This window comes from Microvirga sp. 2MCAF38, assembly GCF_052115485.1.
Taxonomy (GTDB): Bacteria; Pseudomonadota; Alphaproteobacteria; order Rhizobiales; family Beijerinckiaceae; genus Microvirga.
Map to the genome: position 1 here is coordinate 153,781 of NZ_JBFRGU010000004.1, position 24,853 is coordinate 178,633.

A 24,853-nucleotide genomic window follows, 5' to 3' on the forward strand; every position below is an offset into this window, starting at 1 on the left:
GATCGTGCTCTACCGAGCCATTTCGACGCCGTCGATCATGTGCCGGAAGCGCGGCAAGTCCCTTTCGCGGTTTTCCGCCCGCGTCATGGCGACCATGCGAACATAACGATCGGTATCGAAGCGGATCGTCTGCATCACGATTACCGGGTGGCCCGAGACGGCCTCCTTCGCCTTAGCGACGATCTCGTGCCATTCCTGGCCGTTCAGGCGAAAGGTGTCCGAGCGCTCGATGGCGACATTGTTGAAGATCTGATTGGAATTGAGCGCGGCATGGGCGAATTGCTCGCGTCTTTCGCCGGCCGGCGGCAGAGCGCCGAGCGAGGCGGCCAGAATGACAATCGGCTGCTCGATGGCCTCGATATTGTCCTTCGGACCTTCCGTAAAAAGCGCGGAATTTCCTGAGAGCACCCGCACCGGCCTGAACCCGCCGCGATCTCCGACACGGAAGGGCAGGGCTGAGATCTGCTCGTCCAAGGAAACAGGTCCGCGCAGGGCCACGCTCTTCAACGCCTGCAACATCTGCGTGTCGCTGTAACCATCCCCGTCGCCCTGGATCTGCGCGATGAGAAGCGCCGTCAGACCCTGGTCCTTCAGGGCGAGAACCCATTTGCGCCCACCGTTACTCCCGAGGAGGCTGCCCGTGATGAGAACACCTGGCCGTCCGTCGAGCTTCACGGTCTCGCGTCCCGTCACGCTCATGCCTTGCCGCTTGAGCGCATCGTTGGAGAGGCCCGAAAGCAGTTGCGGGTAAGCTTCCGGAGGCATTTCGACGAAACTGATGCCGGCGGCGCGGTCGGGATTTTCGAACCCGCTGAAACGCTTGGATGCCCGCATGTCTTGGGGCGGAACGATACCGATGCGGGAGGCAGGAGGAAAAACCGTCTCGGCGGCAAAGGCGACCTGAGCAGAAGCAATGAGACCGAGGGCTGCGAACACAAGAGGCTTCATTGCCGGGAACTCCGAATTCTTCGAAATCACCCCTTCTTGTTAGAGCCCGGATCGTACTTTGCGCAAGGTGAGATTGAGACGACCTCCTTGTTGCAACAAATCGGATGTGCCTGGCGTGATCCGATCGACGCCATGAAAGATCAACCGCGACGGGCCGCCGAAGACGACGGCGTCTCCGGATTTTAGTTTGATCGAGCGTGTCGGATCCTTCCGGTCGAGGCCGCCATAGCGAAACAGGCCGGTATCGCCAAGGGAAAGGGAGACGACAGGCGCTCCGAATTCCTCCTCATCCTTGTCCTGGTGCAGGCCCATACGGGCGGAAGGCTCGTAGAAGTTGATCAGGCAGGCATCGGGTGGCTGGGGATAATCGCTGAGATCCTTCCAAGCCTTGAGCACTTGATCCGGCATGGTAGGCCATGGCTTCCCGGTTTCAGGATGCGTCGGCTGATACCGATAGCCGTTTACGTCGGAGACCCAGCCGAGCGGCCCGCAATTGGTCATGCGGACGGAAAAGGCTTTGCCCGTACGCGGCATGCGTGGAGAGAAAAGTGGCGCGGCCCGCGTGACTTCCCGAACGGCTTCGAGCAGGCGCTCCTGCGCGGCGCGGTCGAGATAATCGGGGTGATAGGTGAGGCCCGGGGCAAGGGCAATCGCACTCATGAGATCCATCCCGCGAGATAGAGCAGGATTCCCGCGGTGGAGGTTGCGGTGAGGGTCGTCACCATCCCGACCTTGAAGCGGAACATCGCGATGACCGCAGCAACCGATAGCAGGAGTGCCCAGACATTGGTGCTCGAGGGAACGGGAGCGTCGAAGTGTACTGGCCCCCAAGCAACCGGGTGCACCTGTGCAAAGATTGTATGGATCGCAAACCAGATCGCGAGGTTGAGGATCACTCCGACAACGGCCGCAGTGATCGCCGATAGTGCGCCGTTCAGCGCCTTGTTGTCCCGCATGACCTCGATGAAGGGCGCTCCCAGGAAGATCCAAAGGAAGCATGGCGTGAAGGTCACCCAGGTGGCGAGAAGACCGCCGAGAGTACCGGCCATCAAAGGCGGCAGCGAGCCCGGACCCCGGAACGCGGCCATGAAGCCTACGAATTGCAGAACCATGATGAGAGGGCCAGGCGTCGTCTCGGCCATGCCGAGACCGTCCAGCATCTCCCCGGGCTTCAGCCAGCCATAGTTCTCCACGGCCTGCTGCGCGACATAGGCGAGCACCGCATAGGCACCGCCGAAGGTGACCATCGCCATCTTCGAGAAAAACACACCGATCTGACTGAACACGTTGCCGGGGCCGAACGCGGCGAGCACGGCGATGACCGGGACGAGCCACAGCGTCAGCCAGATCGCGGCGTTGCGCAAAGTTTTCTTCACGGTTGGGCGGACATGCGCCGGCACCTCCTCGCCGAGCAGGCTCTCGGCATCGGTCAGTCCTGCTTTCGCGGCCCCGTGCCCGCCGCCGACCTGGAACTGGGCCATGCCGGCCCGTCCGCCGACGTAGCCGATCAGGCCCGCCATCAGGATGATGAGCGGGAATGGAATCCCCAAGAAGAAGATCGCCATGAACGCCGCCGCCGCGAGCCCGAGCATGATACGGTTCTTGAGCGCGCGCTTGCCGATCCGCATCACTGCCTCGAGGACGATGGCGACGACAGCCGCTTTCAGCCCGAAGAACAGAGCCGAGACCAATCCGACTTTGCCAAACAGGGCATAGATCCAGCTTAAGCCCATAATCGCCACGATGCCCGGCAGGATGAACAATCCACCCGCGATAAGGCCGCCGCGAGTGCGATGCATGAGCCAACCGATATAGGTTGCCAGCTGTTGGGCCTCTGGACCCGGCAGGAGCATGCAGTAGTTCAGCGCGTGAAGAAAACGGTTCTCGGAAACCCAGCGCTTTTCCTCGACGATGATGCGGTGCATGACCGCGATCTGGCCGGCAGGGCCGCCGAAACTCAGCAGGGCGACCCGCGCCCAGACCCGGATGGCTTCGCTCAAGCTCACGCCGTGGGCCGGAACATCCGGACGCGCCGTCGCATCGGGGAGAGTCATGCTGTCCATCTCAGGCCCCCTGCTTCTTAACGGGCCACGTGTGGGTCTCGTCAGTCGCATCGCGACACCAACGATAGAGGGCGTCGTAGAGGATCATCCCCGCTTCGAGCTGTTCGAGGTCGTCGGTATACATTCGCGAGAGTCCGAGAGAGGTTGCAAGCAGGCCCGCCGCCTCCGGAGCAAGATCAAGGCGCGCCGTATCGGCACCGCGCACAATGGTGGCCAACCGCAGAAGTGGCTCTGTCGTGAGGCCGAACTCCTCAACCATCACATCGAAAGTGCAAAGGTCTCCCCGATGGCTCCAGAAAACACCCTCGCCTTCCATGTCGAAGGCGGTTGCATTAAAGCGTTCCGCGGCTGCAAGAACCTGAGACGGGTGAACGAACAAGAAGACTGCCCTCGGATCGACAAAACGCCGGATAAGCCAAGGGCAGGCAATGCGATCGATCTTGGGCCGGGAACGAGTGATCCACACGGTCCGGCCTTGCGTATCGCGGTTGGGGATCTTGGCCTCCGGCACCATCGGCAGACCCGCCTCCGCCCAGGCCACGACACCGCCTTCGAGGGAATCCGCGGGTATGCCTTCATGCCTGAGCCAAGCCGCTACGCCCTGACCCAGTTTGAGACCCTTCTTGCAAATGACGACAACGGAACGGCATTTGAATTCATGCGCCCAATCCGAGACCGAGGCAAAGGGGCGGCGAACGGCGCCCGGGACCAGGCGCGGGTCACAGGCAAAATCATCATCGGTACAGACATCGATGAGTGCCGGGCACTTGGGAGTGCCGATAAGGCGAGCGAGCTTGTCGATAGAAATCGTGTTAGGTGACGACATGATGCATCCGTAAATAAATTGAGATCGGATGCGATACTTGGGCATGTCGCCTCGTGGGGAGATCGCAATCCCCATAGCTCGATTAGAGGACACAATTATCATCCTGTCAACGGATTGATGTGCGTGGCCTGATGCAAATGGAGCCTTCGATGAGGGCCAGCCCTGTGGGCGGCCGCACCTCGCTGTTGTGCTGCCCGAGGGCAAGGTCTCAGTTAGCCTGAAGAATCCGCCAAAGCTCCTGACCCGCATGGCTATCGCGGCGAAGCCAGCGCCCTGAAAATTGTCAAGAAGCATCTTCGACGTCTGCGTGAGCTGTCGGACAGCACGCGCCTAGACGCGGTTTGCTGCCACCCGATTGCGATACCTGTCAGGTTGGCAGGGCCTTCCAGAAAACCGTTGCATCGCAAAGCCGCCCGTCCGGCCACATGGCGAAATTCGGAATGATTCCGGCTTTTGTCCAGCCGAGTTCGCCGTAGAGCCGTTCGGCATACGAGCCCGTCACGGTGTCGAGAGTGATGAGCGAAAGATTGCGGTTCTTCGCTTCCTGTTCCAGAGTCAGCATCAATTGCCCTGCGACGCCTCTTCCACGCGCACGGCGATGGACGAGAAGCTTCTTCACGTCGCCACGGTGGCGCTGGTTGGGCGGGCAGTCGAGACCGAGCTGTACCGTACCGGAGAGAACGCCATCCACGTAAGCGCCGAACAACACCGTGTCTCCGGCGCCTACTTTGTCGATGACATTCCCCCACCATCGGTGCGCGTCCTCGACGGTGAAAGGCCACATGAAGCTGACGGACGCCCCGCCGGCGACGCAATCGGCGAGCGTCTCGGCAAGTTGGGCTCGGTCGGCTTCAGCGGCCTTCGCGTCGAGGAGGCATATTTCGATCATGCCGCGAGAACCTGCTTGTCTTCGACAGTCGTGTCGGCCTTGAGGCGATAGACGAGCGGAATGCCGGTCGCGAGTTCCATCGAGGGGATCGAGTCCGCGCTCAGGCGATCGAGCACCATCACCAGCGCGCGCAAGGAATTGCCGTGGGCCGCGACGAGAACGCGCTCACCCCGCATGACGCGCGGCAGGATTTCGCTCACGTAGTAGGGCAGCACGCGGGCGACCGTATCCTTCAGGCTCTCGCCGCCGGGAGGGGGCACGTCATAGGAGCGGCGCCACACATGAACCTGATCCTCGCCCCACTTGGCGCGGGCATCGTCCTTGTTGAGGCCCGAGAGATCGCCGTAGTCGCGCTCGTTCAGGGCCTGATCCCTGATGGTGGTGAGATTGGGCTGGCCGATCTCTTCCAGGATCAGTTCACAGGTGCGTTGCGCGCGGGAGAGATCGGAGGTGTAGGCCACGTCGAATTGGATGCCGAGCGCCTTCAAACGCCGCCCTGCAGCGCGCGCCTCTTCCACGCCGAGATCGGTGAGGCCAGGGTCCTTCCAGCCGGTGAACAGGTTCTTGAGGTTCCAGTCGCTCTGACCATGGCGGGCAAGGACGAGAAGGCGATTCATCGGCGAAAGTCTCCAGCTTGGTGCCTCGGGATGAGGCGTGTCTTAAGGCATGATTCGGAAAAGGGGTATCCGGAAAGATTTTGCAAAATCAAAGTCCATTGAGGCCAAGGACATCAGCCATGGTGTAGTAACCGGGCTTCTTGTCGAAGGCCCAGAGCGCGGCGCGCACGGCGCCGCGGGCGAAGATGCTGCGATCCTCCGCGCGATGGGAAATCTCGATGCACTCACCGGGGCCTGCGAACATGACCGTATGATCGCCGACGACAGTGCCGCCGCGAAGGGCCGCAAAGCCGATATCGCCGGGCCGCCGCGCACCTGTGTGGCCATCGCGGACGCGGACCGAGTGGTCTTTGAGCGAAACCTTGCGTCCTTGTGCTGCCGCTTCACCCAGGAGAAGCGCAGTGCCGGATGGTGCGTCCACCTTCATACGGTGGTGCATTTCAAGAATCTCGATGTCGTAATCGTCGCCGAGCGTCGCCGCGACCTTGCGTACGAGACCCGCGAGCAGGTTCACGCCGAGCGACATGTTGCCCGACTGGACAACCCGCGCATGGCGCGCGGCGGCTTCGAGCTTGGTGAAGTCGTCGTCCTGAAGGCCTGTCGTGCCGATCACATGGACGATACGCGCCTGCGCGGCGAGTGCCGCGAAGGCCACTGTCGCCGATGGTGTCGTGAAATCGAGCACGCCATCAGCTTGTGCGAAGATGGGAAGAGGGTCGTCGGTGACATCGACTTCGAGAAGGCCGATGCCGGCCATGAGCCCGGCATCGTGACCAAGGAGTTCCGAGCCCTCACGGGCGATAGCGCCGACGAGGCGACACCCTTCCGTCTCGGCGATGGCTTTGATGAGCATGCGCCCCATGCGCCCGCCTGCGCCGACGACTGCCAGTCGCATCTCACCCATGCCCGATCTCCTCTTCGTCGCGGTCGATATAGCGGTCCGACTGCACCCTGGAAAGCGCTTCCCTTACCCCGGCTGCGGTCCGTCATATCCCTCGATGACGATGATGTCGGCGATGGCGTGACCGTCGCGCTCGGCCTTCGCCGCCATGTATTCGGGGGAATGCCAGCAGGCCAGAGCCGCCTCGTAGGAGGGGAACTCGATCACCACGTTGCGCGCACGGCTTACGCCTTCGACCGGCTCGAAAGTCCCGCCGCGCACCAGAAAGCGCGCACCGAATTTCGAGAAAGCGACGGCGTTGGCCGCGACGTAGTTCTTGTAGGCTTCAGGATTGGTCACGTCGACGCGGCCGATCCAATAGCCCTTGGCCATTATTCTGCGCCTTCCACCAGCACGAACTCGGCGATGCAGGCGCCGTCGCGTTTGGCCTTGGCGGCCTGATATTCCGGAGAATTGTAGTAGCGGCGGGCCGCTTCCATGGATTCGAACTCGATCACCACGTTACGGGGGCGCGCTTCGCCCTCGAGCGCCTCGTAGGCGCCGCCGCGGACGAGCGGCTTGCCGTTGTATTGGCGGATCGCCGCCGTCGCGCCTTTTGCGTATTCCGCATAGGCCTCGGGATTCGTGACGGTGACGCGGGCGATGACGTAGGCCTTGGGCATGAAACACTCCAACAACAGGTGTGCAGCACGGAACGCCAAGCGGGGGAACCCGTCAAGACGGGAATTGCGAGGCGCGTGTTAAGACAGCGTCAACGACTCAGGAAACAGCCGCTGCGATTTCCTGCACGATGCGCTCGGTGACAGCACGCGGATCGGCGGCTTTCACGATGGGGCGGCCGACGACGAGGTGGTTTGCGCCCAGGCGGATGCCTTCCCCCGGCGTGACGATGCGCTTCTGATCGTCGGCGGAGGAGCCGGTGGGGCGGATGCCCGGCGTGACGATGGCAAGATCGGGCCCGACGATGCTGCGGACGCGCGCCGCTTCCGGCGCGGCGCAAACGATGCCGTCGACGCCGAGATCGCGGGCTTGCCCTGCACGGCGGGCGACGAGTTCTTCCGTCGGGACCGGCGCATAGCCCGCCTCCACCAGATCCTGATCGCTGTAGGAGGTGAGAACCGTCACGGCGAGGATCTTCAGGTCCGACCCTGCCTTTCCAGTAACCGCGGCGCGCATGGTCTGCGGGTAGGCGTGGACGGTCAGGAATGTAGCGCCGAGCCGGGCCACCGAGCGGACACCCTCTTCGACGGTATTGCCGATATCGTGGAGCTTCAGGTCGAGAAAGACCTTCTTGCCCTGACCGATGATCTCTTTCGCGAATTCGAGGCCGCCCGCATAACCAAGCTGGTAGCCGATCTTGTAGAAGGTTCCCGCATCGCCGATGCTCGCCACGAGGGCGCGTGCCTCATCGACGGAAGGCACATCGAGGCCGATGATGAGGCGATCCCGGATATCCCTTTGTATCGATGATGAATCCATACCAAGGGGCATCGCAGCGCTCATGCGGTTACTCGATTGTAGACCCAGACGCGGGCCGGAGGGAGGTTGCGCCAAATGCGGTTCGACGCGCGGGCCTTATACGCGGGGGAGCGCGCCGGGATCGGCGGCACGACCGCGTAGGTGAACTGGATGAACGGCGCTTCCGGATGCATCAGGGATTGCGCCGTTTCCATAAGGGACGTGCGCTGCTCCATGGGCTTGGTGAAGAGCGGCAGGCTCGACACGGTAGCGGCGGCGGGCTCTTTCAGGAGGCCAGAGAGGGTTTCTCCGAGATCGTAGGCATCGCCCTGGATGATCGTCGCTCTTGGGAAGCGCCGTTTCAGCAAATGGCAAAATTCCGGGTTGAATTCGATCAGAATCAACCGCTCCTGCTCGACCCCTCGCCGAATCAGGGCGTCAGTGACCGGGCCGGTGCCGGGGCCGAGTTCGATGATGGGGCCGGGCACACGCGTATCGACGAACGAGGCCATGGTACGGGCCAGAACCTTGCCCGATGGCGTCACCGCCCCGATCACCAGCGGCCGTTCGAGCCAGGAGCGGAGAAAACGGGCTTCGTCTTGGAAACGGTCCTTATTGAGAGGAAACTTTCGCGGCGTCGGTCTTTGAGACGACTGAAGCACTTGGGAACCTCTTTAAGACGGATCGCAGTCACTCTTTAGAACATTTTCATGTGGTGTGAAAACCGGCCCACCACCAGAAAATGCGATCTGAGAAGTCCTGGAACGATGCCGGGTTTTCGCCGAATCTCATCGTTTCAGTAGTCAATAAAAACGACTGCCAAGTTAACTGGATCCACCCAGCCCGTCGATAAACTCACGGACACGGGTGAAAAATCCCGAACTTTCCGGGTGTGTGTCTTTCGAGCACTCCTGTTCGAACTCCATCAGAAGCTCGCGCTGGCGCTTGGTAAGCTTCTGCGGGGTTTCGACCACCACCTGGATATAGAGATCGCCCACATCGCGGGAGCGCAGCACGGGCATTCCCTTGGCCCTCAGGCGGAACTGCTTGCCTGATTGTGTGCCCTCCGGAACCTTCACCTTCGCATCCGTGCCATCGATAGTGGGAACGGAGAACTCGCCCCCGAGCGATGCCGTCACCATCGAGATCGGCACCCGGCAGAAGAGATCCGCCCCGTCGCGCTGAAAGAACTCGTGCGGCTTGATGGACAGGAAGATGTAGAGATCGCCCGAAGGTCCACCGCGAACGCCCGCCTCGCCCTCGCTTGAAAGACGAATGCGCGTGCCTTCCTCGACGCCCGCGGGAATATTCACCGAGAGCGTGCGCTCGCGGGTCACCCGGCCGGCGCCGTGGCAATTGCCGCAAGGATCGTCGATGACCTCCCCGCGTCCATGGCAGTTCGGGCAGGTGCGCTCGATGGAGAAGAAGCCCTGTTGGGCACGAACCCGGCCCGCTCCGCCGCAGGTGGGGCAGGTCTTGGGCTTCGAGCCCGCCTTCGCGCCCGAGCCGGAGCACACTTCGCAAGTGACCGAGGTCGGGATCCTGATCTCGGCGTTCTTGCCCTGGAAAGCCTCCTCGAGGGAGATTTCCAGGTTGTAGCGCATGTCCGCACCGCGCTCGCGTCCGCCCGCGCCGCGTCCGCCGCCGCGTTGACCGCGCCCGTCGCCGAAGAAATTCTCGAAAATGTCCGACATGAAGTCGGAGAAATCATTGCCGAAGCCCGGACCGCCCGCACCGTTGCCACCATTGGCGAAGGCTGCGTGGCCGAAGCGATCGTAGGCTGCACGCTTCTGGCCGTCCGAGAGCGTCTGATACGCCTCGTTGATTTCCTTGAACTTGACCTCGGCCTCGTGATTGCCGGGATTGCGATCCGGGTGATGCTGCATCGCCAGCTTGCGGAAGGCGACCTTCATCTCAACTTCGGTCGCGGTCTTCGTAACCCCAAGGACTTCGTAATAATCGCGCTTGGACATTCGGTATCTCTTTTAAGGCAATATGCGGTCTGGTAAGGCGCGCGAGGTTATTGAAGTACCGATGAGCTCTTCACAAGAGATCATCGAGGCTCGGTATTTTGATGAGCCATCGGCGAACCACTGTTTCAGGGCCTCGTCGGAGGGCCTCATTGTCTTCGAGAATCGATCTGATATTTCATCTGTAACAGGGTGTAATGCAAAAGCCGCTGCCCCTGCAGCCAAGCTCAAGCCATCGAGAGCTTCAGAACAAGCACCGCTTCGATCCGGAGGCTCTTGGCTTTGGACCAAAAAAAGTAATGAATTGACGAGCTCGGCTCGAGAAAAATCCCTTTGTTCAATAGAAAGCTTCAGGTTTCTCTCAGCAAGAAAAAGCGCCTTCCGCAAATCGTGCATCCGACTTTCGGCCCTTACGTCGACCTGGGCCTGGACGGGCGTCAGAATAGATGAGCACGAAAAAAGACCAAGAGCACAAATCGTTGCGAAGCTTCGAATACGAGTGGCCGGGTGGAACCCGGCCATTCGATAATTCTTTGCCACGGCCAAAGCCATGAACTACGCCCGCTTCTTTTTGTCGTCTTCGCTGACTTCCTGGAAGTCGGCGTCGATGACATCGTCCTTCTTTTCGGCACCGGCGGCGGCTTCCTCGCCACCTTCTCCAGCCGCTTGCGTCGCCTGATACATGGCTTCGCCGAGCTTCATGGAAGCCTGCATCAGGTCCGTCGTGCGAGCCTTGATGGTCTCCGCGTCCTCACCGGCCAGGGCCTGCTTGAGCGCGTCGATGGCGGTCGAGATGCCTTGCTTGTCGGCGTCCGTGACCTTGTCGCCGTATTCCGTCAGCGACTTCTCGGTCGCGTGGATCAGGCTCTCGCCCTGGTTCTTGGCCTCGACGAGTTCGCGGCGCTGCTTGTCCTCGGTCGCGTGGGCTTCGGCGTCCTTCACCATCTTGTCGATGTCGGCTTCCGAGAGCCCGCCCGAGGCCTGGATGCGGATCTGGTGTTCCTTGCCGGTGGCCTTGTCCTTCGCCGTGACATTCACAATACCGTTCGCGTCGATGTCGAAGGTCACTTCCACCTGCGGCACGCCGCGCGGGGCCGGCGGGATGCCGACGAGGTCGAACTGGCCGAGCAGCTTGTTGTCCGCCGCCATTTCGCGCTCGCCCTGGAAGACGCGGATGGTGACCGCGTTCTGATTGTCTTCCGCGGTCGAGAACACCTGGCTCTTCTTGGTCGGGATCGTCGTGTTGCGGTCGATCAGGCGCGTGAACACACCGCCGAGCGTCTCGATGCCGAGCGAGAGCGGGGTCACGTCGAGGAGCAGCACGTCCTTCACATCACCCTGAAGCACGCCCGCCTGGACCGCAGCGCCGATGGCGACCACTTCGTCCGGGTTGACGCCCTTGTGGGGCTCCTTGCCGAAGAACGCCTTCACGACTTCCTGGATCTTGGGCATGCGGGTCATGCCGCCGACCAGAACCACTTCGTCGATCTCGCCGGCCGAGATACCGGCATCCTTGAGGGCCTTGCGGCAGGGCTCGATAGTCTTCTGCACCAGATCGTCCACAAGCTGCTCGAACTTGGCGCGCGAGAGCTTGAGAGCGAGGTGCTTCGGCCCGGAGGCGTCCGCCGTGATGTAGGGCAGGTTGATTTCGGTCTGCTGCGCCGAGGACAGCTCGATCTTTGCCTTCTCCGCCGCCTCTTTCAGGCGCTGGAGGGCGAGCTTGTCCTTGGTCAGGTCGATGCCCTGTTCCTTCTTGAACTCGGCCGCGAGGTATTCGACGAGACGCATGTCGAAGTCTTCACCGCCGAGGAAGGTGTCGCCGTTGGTGGACTTTACCTCGAACACGCCGTCGCCGATCTCGAGGATCGACACGTCGAAGGTGCCGCCGCCAAGGTCGTAGACCGCGATCGTGCCGTGCTGCTTCTTCTCGAGGCCATAGGCGAGCGCTGCCGCCGTCGGCTCGTTGATGATGCGCAGCACTTCAAGACCGGCGATCTTGCCGGCGTCCTTGGTGGCCTGACGCTGAGCGTCGTTGAAGTAGGCGGGAACGGTGATGACGGCCTGCGTGACCGTCTGCCCGAGATAGGCCTCCGCCGTTTCCTTCATCTTCTGCAGGGTGAAGGCGGAGATCTGGGACGGCGAAAATTGCTTGTCGTCAGCCTTGACCCAGGCGTCGCCGTTCTGGCCCTTGACGATGTCATAGGGAACAAGACCCATGTCCTTCTTGGTCATGGGGTCTTCGAATGTGCGCCCGATCAGGCGCTTGATGGCAAAGAAGGTGCGCGACGGGTTCGTGACCGCCTGGCGTTTGGCCGGCTGGCCGACAAGGCGTTCCCCGTCGTCCGTAAAGGCGACGATGGACGGAGTCGTCCGAGCGCCTTCCGCATTCTCAATAACTTTAGGCTGCGAGCCTTCCATAACGGCGACGCAGGAATTGGTGGTTCCGAGGTCGATACCAATGACCTTTCCCATGGCGGGATCCCTCACTTTCAAGCAGACCGCCGCGCCCCGAAGCGGCACGGCCCATGGCTGTGGTTGAACAAACAGCAGAATCCCTCCGAAAACGGCCGAACCCTGCCCTGGCGCTGATATAAGAAGGCGCCGCGGGGGCCGCAAGTCGAAGGTGGAGCGTTGTTTACCGCAAATGAAGCGGGGCGGTGAAGAGGCTTTTTTAGTCGAGGAGCCGAAATGCCGTTTGTCGGGCTTCGCACGAGAGTTTGATCGTGTCTCCTTGAAACACGATCAAACTCACGATTCCTTATTTCCGCATGATCCGGGCGAACAACCGGTTTCCACTTGTTCTGATCATGCTCTATTGCGCGCGAGGCCCGTTTCCCAGCCCAGAATCGCCTGCTTGCGCGTCAGGCCCCAATGGTAGCCGGTGAGCGCGCCTGAGCGTCCGAGCACCCTGTGGCAGGGGACGACGAAGGAGATCGGGTTCCGGCCGACAGCTGCCCCGACTGCGCGGGCGGCCGCCGGTTTGCCGATATGGCGGGCGATGTCGGAGTAGGAGGTGGCACGGTCACGGGGGATCCGCAAAAGGGTCTGCCAGACGCGGACCTCGAAATCGGTACCGATCAGAACGACCTTCAGGGGCTGCTCGTCCTGCCAGCGATGTGGATCGAAAATTCGCCGGGCGAGGGGCGCGGTCGCGGCGGTATCCTCGATGTATTCCGCCTTGGGCCAGCGTCGTTTCAGATCCTCCAGAGCAGCCTGCCGGTCTCCGTTGTCCACGAACCCGAGGCCCGCGAGACCCCGGTCGGTCGCCACCAGAACAGCCTCGCCGAAGGGAGAGGAGTGGAATCCGAACCGCATGGTCAGGCCCGCTCCGCCCACCTTGTAGTCGCCCGGGGTCATGGCCTCATGGGTCACAAAGAGATCGTGCAGGCGTGCGGGGCCGGACAGTCCGACTTCGTAGGTCGCATCCAGAACGCTCGCTGAGGAAGCCAACAGCGCCTTGGCGTTGTCTAGGGTGATCGCCTGGAGAAAAGCCTTGGGCGAAAGGCCCGACCAGCGGCGGAACAGGTGATGCACATGGGTCGTGGAGAGCCCCACATGCTCTGCGATGGCCTCCAGAGAGGGTTGTTCGCGCCAGCGCTCCGAGATGAAAGCGATGATCTCCCGGACGCGCTCGTAATCCACCATCGGTCCTTGCGGAACTTCGATGGCGGCGGGTTCGATGGCGATGTCACGCAGGGTGCTCAACATGGGACTAATCCTCTTTGAGCGTCATATTAGTTCTCGGTGAGAATAACGACACCCGATTCCTGCGCCGGAAATTGCCTTCAGATGCCCCGCTTCACATTTGCCAGCGCCTGTCCGAAGGCCTCGGCGAAAGTCTCCCGTTCCGGGGGCGAGAGATCGTGGGCGACCACCACGCTCTGCCCGCGGGAGGTGAGGGCGAGTTGCTGAAGGCCGAATTCGTCGTCTTCCTGACGGTTCAGGCGCGTCCAGAGCGGGTTGAAGGACCATTCCCGCGACTCGCCGCGATAGGAGACCTTTCGAAGCAACAGGCGCACCGGGGTCAGAATCACTTCCTCGAAGGCTCGTCCGTGCCGGTCGTTGACGCGAAGGGCTATGTAGAGACCCAGAAAATCGAGACCGAAGAAGCCGACGACGGGCCAGAAACCCAGGATCACAAAGGGAAGGCTCGCAATGAGGGAGGTGAGGCACACAAGTGTCATCACAACCCGGAAACCTTTGGGAGTGAGGGACCGGTGCGGGCGGATCACAGCCGCGAAAACGGGCCGTTCAAACTGCCCGATCTCATCCAATGTGGCTTTGCCGCTGTCCATGCGCGGATTATAACGCAACCATGTCCGATCTGAAGTCGTCATCCCGCCGCAAGCCGACGCCCAAAGCGCCCATCCTGTCCGCGAAACCTGTTCGTCAACCGAAGCCGGTCGACAAGGCGACGGTCGTCGAGATCTTCCGCCGGTTCGAAGCCGCCAATCCACACCCGGAGGGCGAGCTCGAATACGTCAATCCATATACGCTGCTGGTGGCGGTTCTGCTTTCCGCGCAAGCGACCGATGTGGGCGTGAACAAGGCGACGCGGCTTCTCTTTCCCATCGCCGACACGCCGCAAAAGATGCTGGCAATCGGCGAGGAAGGCGTGCGCGAGCGCATCAAGACGCTCAATTATTTCAACACCAAGGCGAAGAACGTCATCAGCATGTCGAAGCGTCTCGTGGACGATTTCGGCGGCGCGGTACCGCGCACGATGGAAGAACTCACGTCTCTGCCGGGCGTCGGACAGAAGACCGCGAGCGTGGTGATGAACATCGCATTTCGCATTCCGCATATCGCCGTCGACACGCATATTTTTCGCGTCGCCAACCGCATTCCCTTCGTCAACACGAAGACGCCGTTGGAGACGCAGGAGCCATTGGAAAAGCTCGTGCCAGGTGAGTTCAAGCTTCACGCCCACCACTGGCTGATCTTGCATGGCCGCTATGTTTGCAAGGCACGCGTACCGGAATGCGCGCGCTGCCTCATCAACGACCTCTGCCGCTATCCGGCGAAGACTTTTTGAGGGCGCGACCGCTTTGTCGTTCCGGGGCGCTCTTTCTCCCTCCTCATCCTGAGGAGCAGCCTGTAAGGCTGCGTCTCGAAGGAGGGTACAGAGAGCACTGGAGACGCCTCGCCCTTCGAGACGACGCTGACGCGCCTCCTCAGGTGAGGCTGCGTGGCTTAGATGGGCACGGTCAAGCGGACCGTGCGTCATCCTCGGAATGACGCTTGAGTCACCCGAAGACGATCAGCCCCGCGAGCCCTGCCGATCCGACGAGGATGCGCCACCACGCGAACGGCGCGAACCCGTGGCGGGAGATGTAGTCGAGGAATGTCTTCACCACGAGAAGGGCCGAGACGAAGGCGGCGATAAAGCCAACGAAAATCAGCCCGAAATCGTCGGTCGAGAGATTTTTGTAGTTCTTCAGGAGGTCGTAAGCGAAGGCTCCGGCCATGGTCGGCATGGCGAGGAAGAACGAGAATTCCGCCGCGGAGCGCTTATCCGCGCCGAGCAGCATGGCGCCGACGATGGTCGCGCCGGAGCGGGAGACGCCGGGGATCATGGCGAGGCACTGCATGAAGCCGATCTTCACATACATCGGCAGGGGAAAGCGCGTGGCGTCGGTTTGGGTCGGCTTGAGCGGCAGGCTGTCGACGATGAGCAGCACAAATCCTCCGGCGATCAGCGCAAGGCAGACGATCCAGGGATTGAACAGCACGTCCTTGATGAAGCTATGAAGCGCCGCGCCGATCACAGCGGCAGGCAGGAAGGCGACGAAGACACCGAGCACGAACCGCCGCGCCTCCGGATCGTGAGGGAATGCCTTGGCGATGGCGAGCAATCGCTGGAAATAGACCAGAAGGATCGCGAGAATCGCGCCGAGCTGGATCAGGACCTCGAAGGTCTTGCCCGTCGACTCAAATCCGAGGAAATGACCGACGAGCAGGAGATGGCCCGTCGAGGAGACCGGCAAGAACTCGGTCAGGCCTTCGATTATACCGAGGAAAAGGGCTTCAAATAACTGCGTCATGCTTGAAAATCCTCAGCAACGCGTTGACAGCATACCAATCGCTGTTCGCCTGCGTGGCGAACATGAGATTCACCAAAATTCCTTACCGACCGTTAATCGAACGTGGCCTTATTGTCGCCGTCTGTTTCGCGTCTGACACGCCCCATGCCAATCTTTCATCATTACCCTTTCTGCCCGCGCTCGCGGTTCGTGCGCTTGGTCCTGGTCGAGCTAGGCCTTGAGCCTGCGATCGTCGAAGAAAAACCCTGGGAGCGGCGGATGCCGTTCCTGGAAGTGAATCCGGCCGGCCATTTGCCGGTATTGGTCGACGACAACGGCCTTGCCGTTCCAGGCGCAGGTGTGATCTCGGAATATCTCGACGACATGCTGGGCAACGGGTTGGGCGAGCGACGGCTTCTTCCTCAAAATGCCGCCGAGCGCATGGAAGTGCGCCGCCTGACCGATTGGTTCCTCAACAAATTCCATGAGGAGGTGTCCGAATACCTCGTGACCGAGAAGATCTATAAGCGTTTCATGCCTGCCGAACTCGGCGGCGGACCGCCGGACATGAACGCGATTCGCGCAGCGCGGAACAATGTGCGATACCATCTGAAATATATCGGTTATCTGATTTCCGGCCGGAATTGGCTCGCAGGCGATCAGTTGACCTACGCGGATTTGGCCGCGGCGGCTCATTTCTCGATCATCGATTATCTCGGCGACGTTCCATGGGAAGAGGACGAAACAGCGAAGCATTGGTACGCCAGGATCAAGTCCCGGCCGTCCTTTCGCGCGCTCCTGTCGGACCGGGTCGCGGGAATGGCACCGGCGGATCATTACGACGATCTGGACTTTTAGAGGGCGAGGCCCTGAAGCGCGCCTTCATCGAGCGCGCCAAGGCCCTCGGCTTCGAGACGATCCGCATCACCACGCCGGATAGTACGCCTCAGGCCGCCGGGCGGCTGAAGGAGTGGCTGGACAACGGTCGGCACGGCTCCATGGACTGGATGGCGGAAACCGTCGAGCGGCGCGCCGATCCTTCAACTCTGTGGCCGGAGGTCAAAAGCGTCGTCCTGCTCGGCCTCAATTACGGACCGGCGCATAATCCGCTGGAGACCCTCGCGCTCAAAGACCGGGCTTCGATCTCCGTCTATGCCCGCAATCGCGATTATCACGATGTCATCAAGGGCAAGTTGAAAGAGGCTGCGGGTTTCCTCGCTTCTCGCGGCGGGGCCGACGTTAAAGTGTTCGTCGATACCGCGCCGGTGATGGAGAAAGCGCTCGCCGAAGCGGCGGGGCTCGGCTGGCAGGGCAAGCATACGGTTATCGTCTCGCGCGAGTTCGGCAACTGGCTGTTTCTCGGCGCGATCTTCACCACGGCCGAACTGACCCCCGATGCTCCCGAGCGCGATCATTGCGGCTCATGCCGTCGGTGTCTCGACATCTGTCCGACCAATGCTTTTCCGGCGCCATATCAACTGGATGCGCGACGCTGCATTTCCTATCTCACCATTGAGCACAAGGGGCACATCCCGGCCGATCTGCGCCCCGGCATTGGCAACCGCATTTTTGGTTGCGACGATTGTCTTGCGGTTTGTCCCTGGAACAAGTTCGCCCAGGCCGGGCGCGAAGTGCGACTGCAGCAGCGGGACGATCTCGCCGCATTGCCATTGGCCGAACTCGCCCGTCTCGACGACGCGTCGTTCCGCACGATGTTTTCCGGCACGCCGATCAAGCGCACGGGGCGTGATCGTTTCATCCGCAACGTGCTCATCGCCATCGGCAATTCAGGGAGGCCGGCGCTTGCCGACCAAGCTGTGCAGCTTCTCGATGATCCGTCGCCGCTCGTGCGCGCTATGGCGATCTGGGCGGCAGGTCGGCTTCTTTCCGCGGAGACCGTAGCGCGGCATGCCGCAGGGCGTTACGAGGCGGAGGCCGATCCCGATGTGCGCGAGGAATGGCTACGCGCGCTTGGCTCCACTTCCGCTGTCGAGAATGTTGCATGAATCTTTTTGTTTTCGGTCTTGGGTTTTCAGCGCAGACGCTGATCCGCCACCATGGCGCGGAGTTCTCGCGCGTTGCGGGCACAGTGCGCGAGCAGGATAAGGCCGAGCGTCTGAAGAAAACCGGCATTCATGCTTATGCACTGTCCGACCCGAACCTCGATCTCGATGCGGAGATTGCGCAAGCGGATGCCATTTTGATCTCCACGCCGCCCGATGCTGATGGCGATCCGATTCTCAAACGTTTTAGCGAAGGTATCGCGAACGCAAAGCGAGCACGATGGATCGGCTATCTGTCGACGACTGGCGTCTATGGCGATCACGGCGGGGCCTGGATCGACGAGGCGGCGGCAACCGTACCCGCGAGCCGTCACTCTGTTCAACGTCTGGTGGCCGAGAACGCATGGCTCGATATCGGCAGACGAAACAACACGCCGACTCATGTCTTTCGCATCACGGGGATCTATGGTCCGGGCCGGAACGCGCTTGTCGATCTCGCACGCGGCAAGGCGCGCCGCATCGACAAGCCGGGTCAAGTCTTCAACCGTATCCATGTTGAAGACATCGCTGCCGTTCTTGCCGCTTCGCTCAAACAACCGAGGCAAGGCGCGATCTACAATGTTGCCGATGACGAGCCCGCACCTGCTTCCGACGTGGTCGCTTACGCGGCGCGTCTCGCGGGCATCGAGCCTCCGTCCCTGATCTCTTTCGACAAAGCGGATCTCACGCCGACGGCGCGCAGCTTCTATTCGGAGAGCAAGCGCATATCGAACAAGCTCATCAAGACCGAACTCGGTGTGAAGCTTGCCTACCCGACTTATCGCGAAGGGCTGCAGGCGCTTTACGCCACGGGCGAGTTCGTTCAGGCCGCGTCACGATTGGCCGAGGCGCTGAAATGCTCGACGTAGCGCTTGCTGATGGCCGAGACGGGAAGGATCACGAGAACGTCGGTCGTCCCGAATTGCCGATCGATGACCGCGCCACGCCCGAAGGTGGCACCTAAGCGCAGATAGCCCTTGATCATCGGCGGCAAGGCGTGCAGCGCCGTCTTCGGATTGATGGCTTCCTTCGCCAGCAAATCCATCGGCGTGAATCGCGTCGGCACCGCACTCGCCTGCCAGTTCGGGGGAGCTGAGGCGAAGTGGTGGAGGAAGCTCAAGGGCAAAGCCAATTCGCGCGGGTTCGTCCCCTCCAGGCTGGCGCAACCGATCATCACATCGATGCGGTGATGCTGCACATACGTCCAGATTCCCTGCCACAAAAGCTCGACCGTACGCTTGGTGCGGTAAGGCTTGAGCACGCATGAGCGGCCGAGTTCGAGAAAGCGCAGGCCGGAATGAGCTTTGATCAGCGGCGCGATATCGTACTCCGCTGCCGTGTAGAAACCGCGATGGCGATCCGCCACTTCCTGCCGAAGCAGGCGATAGGTGCCGACAACTTTTGGTTTGCCGGTCCGGAAGGGTTTCGCTTTCACATCGTGGTCGAGCACGAGCAGATGGTCACAGAGCGCGTCGTATTCGTCGACATCGCGGCGGGAGATGCGGGCGGTTCCGTTCGGCTCGGCCGACATCTCGCCGTAAAAGACCTTGAAACGCAGTTTCTGCGCCGCGCGGATTTCCGCCGTTGTCGTGGCAAGGCGCACTTCGAGGGAGCCGATTCGCCCAAGAACGGGGTCGAGATCGGCATAGTGGCGGACGGTCCTGTTAAAGCCCGGCAATAATCTCAGCTTTCCCGGTTTGAAGGGAGGAGTGCGAGCGATGTCTGCGGAAACAGGCATCGTTCTGGTTTCCATCGAAGGAGAGATCATAAAAACCCCACTGAGCCTAACCGTCCTGGCGCTGCTGCCAAGGTTAACCTTGGACATAAAGCTCATTTCGAACAATTCTGTGACATCGCCAACGCGTATTTACCATGATTCCCTTCGGCGCAACCTATGGAATCAGGCAGCTGTCTGCCGCCGGTCGGTATGGGCACGGTAGGAAAGCGCTTCCGCCAGATGCATGCGGCGCACCCTGTCTTCTCCATCCAGATCGGCCAATGTGCGTGCCACTTTCAGGACTCGGTGAAAGCCCCGGGCCGACAGGCGCATCGTATCCGCCGCATTGCGGATCAGGGCAAGGCCGTCCGAATCAGGCTGGGCGACCTCGTCGAGAAGAGCGGCTGGGCAGGCGGCATTCGTGGTGACGCCGTCGAGTTCGTAGGCCGCATAGCGTTTGGCTTGCCGCTCCCGGGCTCGGGCGACACGAACGGCGACTTCCGCCGAACCCTCGGTCGGGGCGGGGAGCAAAAGATCGGACGCGGTCACCGCTGGAACTTCGATAGCGAGATCGATTCGGTCCAGGAACGGGCCTGAAAGACGCGCTTGATATTGCGCAATACAACGGTCGTTGGGCTGACGGCGACATACATAGCCGGGCTCGGTGCCATGTCCGCAACGACAGGGGTTCATGGCGGCAACGAGTTGGAAACGAGCCGGATAGGTCGCTCGGTGATTCGCGCGGGCGATCATGATTTCGCCGGTCTCCAGCGGCTGCCGCAGCGAATCGAGCACTTGCGGCTGAAATTCGGGGAGTTCGTCCAGAAACAGCACGCCGTTATGGGCGAGCGAAACCTCGCCCGGCCGCGCATTCATGCCTCCACCGACCAGCGCCGCCATGGAGGCAGAATGGTGAGGAGCACGGAAAGGGCGTCGGTTCGACAACGCCCCTTCCTCGATCAGGCCCGCAATGGACTGGATCATGGACACTTCCAGCAATTCGCGCGGCATTAAAGGGGGCAGGATCGAAGGCAGCCGCTGAGCGAGCATGGATTTGCCTGCCCCCGGAGAGCCACTCATCAGGAGCCCATGAGAACCGGCCGCCGCGATCTCCAGCGTCCGCTTGGCACTTTCCTGGCCCTTGATGTCTCTGAGATCAGGCATCGCGCCTGAGGCCGGCATGATCGCCGGTTCGGGGCGCGCCATGACCTGCGTGCCCTTGAAATGATTGGCGAGCTGGATCAGCGAGCGTGGGGCGAGAATGTCGATTTCGCTGCTGGCCCAGGCGGCTTCCGCGCCGCAGGCCGCCGGGCAGATGAGCCCATGTCCACGCCCGTTTGCCGCGATGGCGGCCGGGAGAACGCCCGCGACCGAGGTGATCGTTCCGTCGAGGGCGAGTTCGCCCAAAACCGTGAAGCCCGCGAGGGCATCTCCCGGGAGTGCGCCGATGGCCGCCATCACGCCGAGCGCGATAGGAAGATCATAGTGACTGCCTTCTTTCGGCAAATCGGCAGGAGCGAGATTGACGGTGATTCGCTTGGCGGGCAGGGCCAGCCCCGAGGCGATCAGGGCGGAGCGCACGCGCTCTCGCGATTCCGCAACCGCCTTGTCGGGAAGCCCCACAATGGTGAAAGCCACGTTTCCCGGCGCGATCTGGACCTGCACATCAACCGTGCGCGCCTCGATGCCCTCGAAGGCGACAGTGGAAACGTGCATGACCATGAAGGGAACTCTCCGCGAACAATCCGGAGTTTAGCTTGGTCATTCGAAATGCGATAGCGTTACATTTTCAACCGGTTCAGCGAGCTCCCCGCCTCGCGCAACATGGCCGCGATAGGCTGGAAACCCTTGCCGAGCGCGTGCTGAAGCGGGGTGACGCCTTCGCGGTCGGCGAGGTTCACGGAGGCGCCGGCTGCGATCAGTTGCCGGACGATCTTCTGATGCGCGGGCCCGCCATTGCTGAGGAGGATCGCTTCGAGCAAGGCCGTCCATCCGAGTTTGTTCACGTGATCGACATTGACGCCCGCTGTGATCAGCGTTTGCACCACCTCCACGTGCCCGCGTTCCGCCGCCGGAATGAGAGCGGTGCCACCGTAGCGGTTTGTGCTCGCGAGATCGGCTCCGTGTTCGAGGGTGAGTTTGAGGATGTCGAGGCGTCCCTCCGCTCCGGCGTAAAGATAGGGGCTGTCGAGTTTCGAATCCTTCGCGTTCACATCGGCACCGGCGGCGATCAGCACGCGCGCGATTTCGATGTTGTTCAGTTCGGTCGCAAGCAAGAGAGGCGTGCGGCCGAGAGTGTCTTTCGCGTCTACGGCTTCGCCGGATGCGATCAACTCTCCGACACGAGAGAGATTTTCTGCAGCAACGGCGTCATGGAGTGCCGATGCACGAGCGGCGAAGGGCATCAGGGCGACGACCAGAAAGAGGGCGAAAGAAACATGGCGCATGATCCTCCTCTCCGAACGTTTGCGGATGCCGCGCAACACGGAGCGCAACGTCATTCGATGATATTGATGACCAAACAATGGCCGTTCCACAATCAGCGTTGCGCTTTCAGGCGGTAGAGCGCGTCCAGGGCCTCTCGGGGCGTCATCTGGTCCGGGTCGATGGCATCGATGGCTTCCCGAAGAGCATCGACCTGTACCTTCGGCGCTTCCGTTCGTACGGGAGCCGCGAATAACGGTAGATCTTCGAACAAGGTGCGCTTGGGGTGTTCGCGGTCGGAATTCTCCAACTCGCTCAAGATGATCTTCGCGCGCTCGACGACTGCGTTCGGCAGGCCCGCGAGACGCGCGACCTGGAGGCCGTAGGAGCGGTCCGCCGCACCCGGCACGACCTCGTGGAGAAAGACGACCTCACCGTTCCACTCGGTGACTTTCAGCGTCGCGTTCTCGATGCGCGACAAGCGTTCGGAGAGCGCGGTCAGTTCGTGAAAGTGCGTTGCGAACAATGCGCGACAGCGATTGGATTCGTGCAGATGCTCGATGGTTGCCCACGCAATCGAAAGGCCGTCGAAAGTCGCTGTACCGCGTCCGATCTCGTCGAGGATGACAAGCGAGTGCGGTGTTGCCTGATTGAGGATGGCGGCGGTCTCGACCATCTCGACCATGAAGGTCGAGCGTCCGCGCGCCAGATCGTCAGCCGCGCCGACGCGTGAGAACAGGCGGTCGACGATACCGATACGGGCGTGTTTGGCCGGAACGAAGGAGCCCATCTGCGCAAGCACGACGATCAACGCGTTCTGGCGCAGATAAGTCGATTTACCGCCCATGTTCGGGCCGGTGATGAGCAGGATATGGCCAGCGCCATCGCCGGAGAGTTCGGAATCGTTGGCGATGAAGGCCGTGCCGTCCCGTTTCAGCGCGGACTCGACCACCGGATGGCGACCGCCCTTGATGGCAAAGGCGAGGCTCGTGTCGACGATAGGTCGCGTCCAGTCGTGACGCATGGCGAGTTCAGCAAGAGCTGCGGAGACGTCGATGGCGGCGATCGTCTCCGCAGCTGACGCTATGTCGGAAGAGAGAGCGAGCAGTTTCTCGCTCATCTCATCGAAGAGGCTGAGTTCGATGCGCAAAGCCCGGTCGGACGCTGAGGCGATCTTGGCTTCCAGTTCGCCGAGTTCGACGGTGGAAAAACGCATCGCCCCCGCCATGGTCTGGCGATGGACGAAGGTTTCCTTCCAGGGGGCCTTCAGCAGATCTTCGCCCACATTCTGCGGCACCTCGACGAAGTAGCCGATCATGTGGTTGTGTTTCACGCGCAGCGTCTTGCAGCCGGTCTCGGTGGCATAGCGTGCCTGCAATGCGGCGATGAAGCGGCGCGAATCCTGCTGCAGATCGCGCAGCTCATCGAGATCCTGATTGAAGCTTGCGCGAATGAAACCGCCGTCACGTTTCAGCAGAGGCAACTCGTCGGCGAGCGCAGCTGCCAATTCATCGGCGGCATCGGTCCGCAATGATTGCAGGCGCTCCGCCGCAGAGGCTAGGTCGCGCGGCAGATCCTGCGTCAGGAGCATGCGGCCAAGATCGCGCGCGGCCACAAGCCCGCTTCTCACGCAGGCCAGATCGCGCGGCCCGCCGCGCCCGAGGCCGAGGCGCGACAGGGCGCGGGCGAAATCGGGCGTCTGCTTCAGGATCTCGCGTAACCGGTCTCGCAGGAGGTTGTCGTCGACGAGGAACGCTACGGCGTCGTGCCGCTCGCGAATCTGCAAGGGATCGGTCAGCGGTCCGGCAAGGCGCTCGGCCAGAAGACGTGCGCCGCCCGGAGTGACCGTGTCATCGATGGTCGCGAGAAGGCTGCCCGCACGCTCGCCGGAGAGGGTGCGCGTCAATTCAAGATTGGCGCGGGTCGCCGCGTCGATGGCAAGCGTCGCGTTCGTGGCAGCTCGAATGGGTGGATTGAGGACGGGGCGACTGCCGATCTGCGTTTTTTCTACATAGAACAGGGCCGTGCCTGCCGCCGTGATCTCGCTGGTTCCGAATGTACCGAAGGCATCGAGTGTCGCGATACCGAAATAATCTTTCAGGCGCCGTTCGGCGGAGGCAGGATCGAGCCCGTCGCGGGAGAGGGGGGTGACGGCCGCTTTCGTCTCGCTCCAGAACGCGCGCAGATCCGGATCGTCGTGGATCACGTCCGAGACAATGATTTCGCGTGGCTCGAAGCGCGCGATCTCGGCGGAAAGGCCGAGGCCATCCGTTTCGCTCAACACGAAATGGCCGGTGGAAATGTCGATGGCGGCAAGGCCGTAGGACCATGCGGTATCGGAAGCGCGGCGGCGGGCGATGGCGAGGAAGAGATTCGCCCGCCCGGGCTCCAGAAGCCGCTCTTCGGTGATGGTGCCGGGAGTGACGAGGCGCACCACATCCCGCCGTACCACGGATTTGGCGCCGCGTTTCTTGGCCTCCGCGGGGTCTTCCGTCTGCTCGCAGACCGCGACCCGGTGTCCGAGGCCGATGAGGCGCTGGAGATAATCGTCGGCCCGGTCCACGGGCACGCCGCACATGGGGATGTCCTGCCCCTGGTGCTTGCCGCGCTTAGTGAGCACGATGCCGAGCGAGCGGCTGGCGATTTCCGCATCCTCGAAGAAGAGCTCGTAGAAATCGCCCATCCGGTAGAACAGCAGGCTGTCCGGGTTGGCCGCTTTGATCTCGACATATTGCGCCATCATGGGCGTGACGCGGTTCTCCGCACCGCTTGGGGCTGGCGCGGGGGTGTCTTCGGGCGGCTGGGGAAGGGTTTGAGCGGACATTGACCCTTTCTAGCAAAGCCGGCCCGGGCTTTCACCCGTGCTGTTGAGGTTCAGGGGTGGGGTGTGGACAAGTCTTGAGAAAATACGGGTCCGTGCTTTAAGGTCACGGGCCATCTCAGGAAACGCCTTTGCAAGGGTTCGATTAAAAACA

At 61.7% G+C, this 24,853-nt stretch carries 25 protein-coding genes; 4 read left to right on the forward strand and 21 right to left on the reverse strand.

Going from position 1 to position 24,853, the window contains the following annotated elements:
• Positions 1 to 9 precede the first annotated feature (9 nt).
• The 16 genes from AB4072_RS09720 to AB4072_RS09795 all read right to left on the reverse strand — a co-directional run bounded on the left by AB4072_RS09720 (position 10) and on the right by AB4072_RS09795 (position 13,967).
• Positions 10 to 948, reverse strand: coding sequence for a hypothetical protein (locus AB4072_RS09720; protein WP_441967539.1), 939 nt, complete (start codon positions 946 to 948; stop codon positions 10 to 12).
• Positions 949 to 987: 39 nt separating this feature from the next.
• On the reverse strand, positions 988 to 1,608 hold the full coding sequence (locus tag AB4072_RS09725; protein WP_441967541.1) for an alpha-ketoglutarate-dependent dioxygenase AlkB family protein: 621 nt from the start codon (positions 1,606 to 1,608) through the stop codon (positions 988 to 990).
• A complete protein-coding gene (gene chrA / locus AB4072_RS09730) occupies positions 1,605 to 3,002 on the reverse strand; it encodes a chromate efflux transporter (protein ID WP_441968082.1) in 1,398 nt (465 codons plus the stop codon). Before chrA ends, AB4072_RS09725 begins: the two co-directional genes overlap by 4 nt.
• Positions 3,003 to 3,012: 10 nt before the next feature.
• Positions 3,013 to 3,837 carry a chromate resistance protein ChrB domain-containing protein gene (locus AB4072_RS09735; RefSeq protein WP_441967543.1) on the reverse strand — a complete coding sequence of 275 codons (825 nt, stop codon included), beginning with the start codon at positions 3,835 to 3,837 and terminating at the stop codon, positions 3,013 to 3,015.
• A 367-nt stretch (positions 3,838 to 4,204) separates the two neighbouring features.
• A complete protein-coding gene (locus AB4072_RS09740) occupies positions 4,205 to 4,726 on the reverse strand; it encodes a GNAT family N-acetyltransferase (protein ID WP_441967545.1) in 522 nt (173 codons plus the stop codon).
• Positions 4,723 to 5,343: a 2,3-bisphosphoglycerate-dependent phosphoglycerate mutase gene (locus AB4072_RS09745; protein WP_441967547.1), complete on the reverse strand. Its 621-nt coding sequence runs from the start codon at positions 5,341 to 5,343 to the stop codon at positions 4,723 to 4,725. Before AB4072_RS09745 ends, AB4072_RS09740 begins: the two co-directional genes overlap by 4 nt.
• An 88-nt stretch (positions 5,344 to 5,431) precedes the next feature.
• Positions 5,432 to 6,238, reverse strand: a complete 807-nt coding sequence (gene dapB, locus AB4072_RS09750; RefSeq protein WP_441968083.1) for a 4-hydroxy-tetrahydrodipicolinate reductase — start codon at positions 6,236 to 6,238, stop codon at positions 5,432 to 5,434.
• A gap of 72 nt (positions 6,239 to 6,310) precedes the next feature.
• Positions 6,311 to 6,616: a DUF1330 domain-containing protein gene (locus tag AB4072_RS09755; RefSeq protein WP_441967548.1), complete on the reverse strand. Its 306-nt coding sequence runs from the start codon at positions 6,614 to 6,616 to the stop codon at positions 6,311 to 6,313.
• Positions 6,616 to 6,906, reverse strand: a complete 291-nt coding sequence (locus AB4072_RS09760) for a DUF1330 domain-containing protein (RefSeq protein WP_441967550.1) — start codon at positions 6,904 to 6,906, stop codon at positions 6,616 to 6,618. Before AB4072_RS09760 ends, AB4072_RS09755 begins: the two co-directional genes overlap by 1 nt.
• A 97-nt stretch (positions 6,907 to 7,003) precedes the next feature.
• Positions 7,004 to 7,723, reverse strand: coding sequence for an orotidine-5'-phosphate decarboxylase (gene pyrF / locus AB4072_RS09765; RefSeq protein ID WP_441968084.1), 720 nt, complete (start codon positions 7,721 to 7,723; stop codon positions 7,004 to 7,006).
• 20 nt (positions 7,724 to 7,743) lie between these two features.
• The gene (locus AB4072_RS09770) at positions 7,744 to 8,364 is read right to left on the reverse strand and encodes a class I SAM-dependent methyltransferase (RefSeq protein ID WP_441967552.1); all 621 of its coding nucleotides are present in this window, start codon (positions 8,362 to 8,364) and stop codon (positions 7,744 to 7,746) included.
• A 162-nt stretch (positions 8,365 to 8,526) separates the two neighbouring features.
• Positions 8,527 to 9,675: a molecular chaperone DnaJ gene (dnaJ, locus tag AB4072_RS09775; RefSeq protein WP_441967553.1), complete on the reverse strand. Its 1,149-nt coding sequence runs from the start codon at positions 9,673 to 9,675 to the stop codon at positions 8,527 to 8,529.
• Between the two features lie 12 nt (positions 9,676 to 9,687).
• Positions 9,688 to 10,224 carry a hypothetical protein gene (locus AB4072_RS09780; protein WP_441967555.1) on the reverse strand — a complete coding sequence of 179 codons (537 nt, stop codon included), beginning with the start codon at positions 10,222 to 10,224 and terminating at the stop codon, positions 9,688 to 9,690.
• Positions 10,225 to 10,227: 3 nt separating this feature from the next.
• Positions 10,228 to 12,144, reverse strand: coding sequence for a molecular chaperone DnaK (gene dnaK / locus AB4072_RS09785; protein WP_441967557.1), 1,917 nt, complete (start codon positions 12,142 to 12,144; stop codon positions 10,228 to 10,230).
• 333 nt (positions 12,145 to 12,477) lie between these two features.
• Complete coding sequence (locus tag AB4072_RS09790) at positions 12,478 to 13,380, reverse strand: methylated-DNA--[protein]-cysteine S-methyltransferase (RefSeq protein WP_441967558.1); 903 nt, start codon at positions 13,378 to 13,380, stop codon at positions 12,478 to 12,480.
• Between the two features lie 77 nt (positions 13,381 to 13,457).
• Complete coding sequence (locus AB4072_RS09795) at positions 13,458 to 13,967, reverse strand: DUF2244 domain-containing protein (protein ID WP_441967560.1); 510 nt, start codon at positions 13,965 to 13,967, stop codon at positions 13,458 to 13,460.
• A 20-nt stretch (positions 13,968 to 13,987) separates the two neighbouring features.
• On the opposite strand from AB4072_RS09795, the gene nth reads away from it, so the two are divergent.
• Complete coding sequence (gene nth / locus AB4072_RS09800; protein WP_441967561.1) at positions 13,988 to 14,707, forward strand: endonuclease III; 720 nt, start codon at positions 13,988 to 13,990, stop codon at positions 14,705 to 14,707.
• A 211-nt stretch (positions 14,708 to 14,918) separates the two neighbouring features.
• On the opposite strand, the gene AB4072_RS09805 is transcribed toward nth, so the two are convergent.
• A complete protein-coding gene (locus AB4072_RS09805; protein ID WP_441967562.1) occupies positions 14,919 to 15,716 on the reverse strand; it encodes an undecaprenyl-diphosphate phosphatase in 798 nt (265 codons plus the stop codon).
• A 144-nt stretch (positions 15,717 to 15,860) separates the two neighbouring features.
• Here AB4072_RS09805 and AB4072_RS09810 point away from each other — a divergent pair, with 144 nt between their 5' ends.
• The 3 genes from AB4072_RS09810 to AB4072_RS09820 are packed head-to-tail and all read left to right on the forward strand — an operon-like array spanning position 15,861 to position 18,606.
• Complete coding sequence (locus AB4072_RS09810) at positions 15,861 to 16,553, forward strand: glutathione S-transferase family protein (RefSeq protein ID WP_441967564.1); 693 nt, start codon at positions 15,861 to 15,863, stop codon at positions 16,551 to 16,553.
• Entirely contained in the window at positions 16,451 to 17,701 is a 1,251-nt protein-coding gene (gene queG, locus AB4072_RS09815) for a tRNA epoxyqueuosine(34) reductase QueG (protein ID WP_441967566.1), read from the forward strand. Before AB4072_RS09810 ends, queG begins: the two co-directional genes overlap by 103 nt.
• Complete coding sequence (locus tag AB4072_RS09820; protein WP_441967568.1) at positions 17,698 to 18,606, forward strand: SDR family oxidoreductase; 909 nt, start codon at positions 17,698 to 17,700, stop codon at positions 18,604 to 18,606. Before queG ends, AB4072_RS09820 begins: the two co-directional genes overlap by 4 nt.
• Here the strand turns inward: AB4072_RS09820 and AB4072_RS09825 are convergent.
• The 4 genes from AB4072_RS09825 to mutS form a co-directional block, all read right to left on the reverse strand.
• Positions 18,561 to 19,475 (reverse strand): GNAT family N-acetyltransferase, encoded by a 915-nt coding sequence (locus AB4072_RS09825; protein WP_441967570.1) that lies wholly within the window; start codon positions 19,473 to 19,475, stop codon positions 18,561 to 18,563. The genes AB4072_RS09820 and AB4072_RS09825 overlap by 46 nt on opposite strands.
• A 162-nt stretch (positions 19,476 to 19,637) precedes the next feature.
• Positions 19,638 to 21,176: a YifB family Mg chelatase-like AAA ATPase gene (locus AB4072_RS09830; protein ID WP_441967571.1), complete on the reverse strand. Its 1,539-nt coding sequence runs from the start codon at positions 21,174 to 21,176 to the stop codon at positions 19,638 to 19,640.
• A gap of 59 nt (positions 21,177 to 21,235) precedes the next feature.
• Complete coding sequence (locus AB4072_RS09835) at positions 21,236 to 21,901, reverse strand: ankyrin repeat domain-containing protein (protein ID WP_441967573.1); 666 nt, start codon at positions 21,899 to 21,901, stop codon at positions 21,236 to 21,238.
• 92 nt (positions 21,902 to 21,993) lie between these two features.
• Complete coding sequence (gene mutS / locus AB4072_RS09840) at positions 21,994 to 24,702, reverse strand: DNA mismatch repair protein MutS (RefSeq protein ID WP_441967575.1); 2,709 nt, start codon at positions 24,700 to 24,702, stop codon at positions 21,994 to 21,996.
• Positions 24,703 to 24,853: the final 151 nt, after the last annotated feature.

Coding starts and splice junctions, on each gene's coding strand:
- AB4072_RS09720 (WP_441967539.1), bottom strand. CDS start 948: ATGAAGCCTCTTGTGTTCGCAGCCCTCGGTCTCATTGCTTCTGCTCAG.
- AB4072_RS09725 (WP_441967541.1), bottom strand. CDS start 1,608: ATGAGTGCGATTGCCCTTGCCCCGGGCCTCACCTATCACCCCGATTAT.
- chrA (WP_441968082.1), bottom strand. CDS start 3,002: ATGACTCTCCCCGATGCGACGGCGCGTCCGGATGTTCCGGCCCACGGC.
- AB4072_RS09735 (WP_441967543.1), bottom strand. CDS start 3,837: ATGTCGTCACCTAACACGATTTCTATCGACAAGCTCGCTCGCCTTATC.
- AB4072_RS09740 (WP_441967545.1), bottom strand. CDS start 4,726: ATGATCGAAATATGCCTCCTCGACGCGAAGGCCGCTGAAGCCGACCGA.
- AB4072_RS09745 (WP_441967547.1), bottom strand. CDS start 5,343: ATGAATCGCCTTCTCGTCCTTGCCCGCCATGGTCAGAGCGACTGGAAC.
- dapB (WP_441968083.1), bottom strand. CDS start 6,238: ATGCGACTGGCAGTCGTCGGCGCAGGCGGGCGCATGGGGCGCATGCTC.
- AB4072_RS09755 (WP_441967548.1), bottom strand. CDS start 6,616: ATGGCCAAGGGCTATTGGATCGGCCGCGTCGACGTGACCAATCCTGAA.
- AB4072_RS09760 (WP_441967550.1), bottom strand. CDS start 6,906: ATGCCCAAGGCCTACGTCATCGCCCGCGTCACCGTCACGAATCCCGAG.
- pyrF (WP_441968084.1), bottom strand. CDS start 7,723: ATGGATTCATCATCGATACAAAGGGATATCCGGGATCGCCTCATCATC.
- dnaJ (WP_441967553.1), bottom strand. CDS start 9,675: ATGTCCAAGCGCGATTATTACGAAGTCCTTGGGGTTACGAAGACCGCG.
- AB4072_RS09780 (WP_441967555.1), bottom strand. CDS start 10,224: ATGGCTTTGGCCGTGGCAAAGAATTATCGAATGGCCGGGTTCCACCCG.
- dnaK (WP_441967557.1), bottom strand. CDS start 12,144: ATGGGAAAGGTCATTGGTATCGACCTCGGAACCACCAATTCCTGCGTC.
- AB4072_RS09790 (WP_441967558.1), bottom strand. CDS start 13,380: ATGTTGAGCACCCTGCGTGACATCGCCATCGAACCCGCCGCCATCGAA.
- AB4072_RS09795 (WP_441967560.1), bottom strand. CDS start 13,967: ATGGACAGCGGCAAAGCCACATTGGATGAGATCGGGCAGTTTGAACGG.
- nth (WP_441967561.1), top strand. CDS start 13,988: ATGTCCGATCTGAAGTCGTCATCCCGCCGCAAGCCGACGCCCAAAGCG.
- AB4072_RS09805 (WP_441967562.1), bottom strand. CDS start 15,716: ATGACGCAGTTATTTGAAGCCCTTTTCCTCGGTATAATCGAAGGCCTG.
- AB4072_RS09810 (WP_441967564.1), top strand. CDS start 15,861: ATGCCAATCTTTCATCATTACCCTTTCTGCCCGCGCTCGCGGTTCGTG.
- AB4072_RS09820 (WP_441967568.1), top strand. CDS start 17,698: ATGAATCTTTTTGTTTTCGGTCTTGGGTTTTCAGCGCAGACGCTGATC.
- AB4072_RS09825 (WP_441967570.1), bottom strand. CDS start 19,475: ATGCCTGTTTCCGCAGACATCGCTCGCACTCCTCCCTTCAAACCGGGA.
- AB4072_RS09830 (WP_441967571.1), bottom strand. CDS start 21,176: ATGGTCATGCACGTTTCCACTGTCGCCTTCGAGGGCATCGAGGCGCGC.
- AB4072_RS09835 (WP_441967573.1), bottom strand. CDS start 21,901: ATGCGCCATGTTTCTTTCGCCCTCTTTCTGGTCGTCGCCCTGATGCCC.
- mutS (WP_441967575.1), bottom strand. CDS start 24,702: ATGTCCGCTCAAACCCTTCCCCAGCCGCCCGAAGACACCCCCGCGCCA.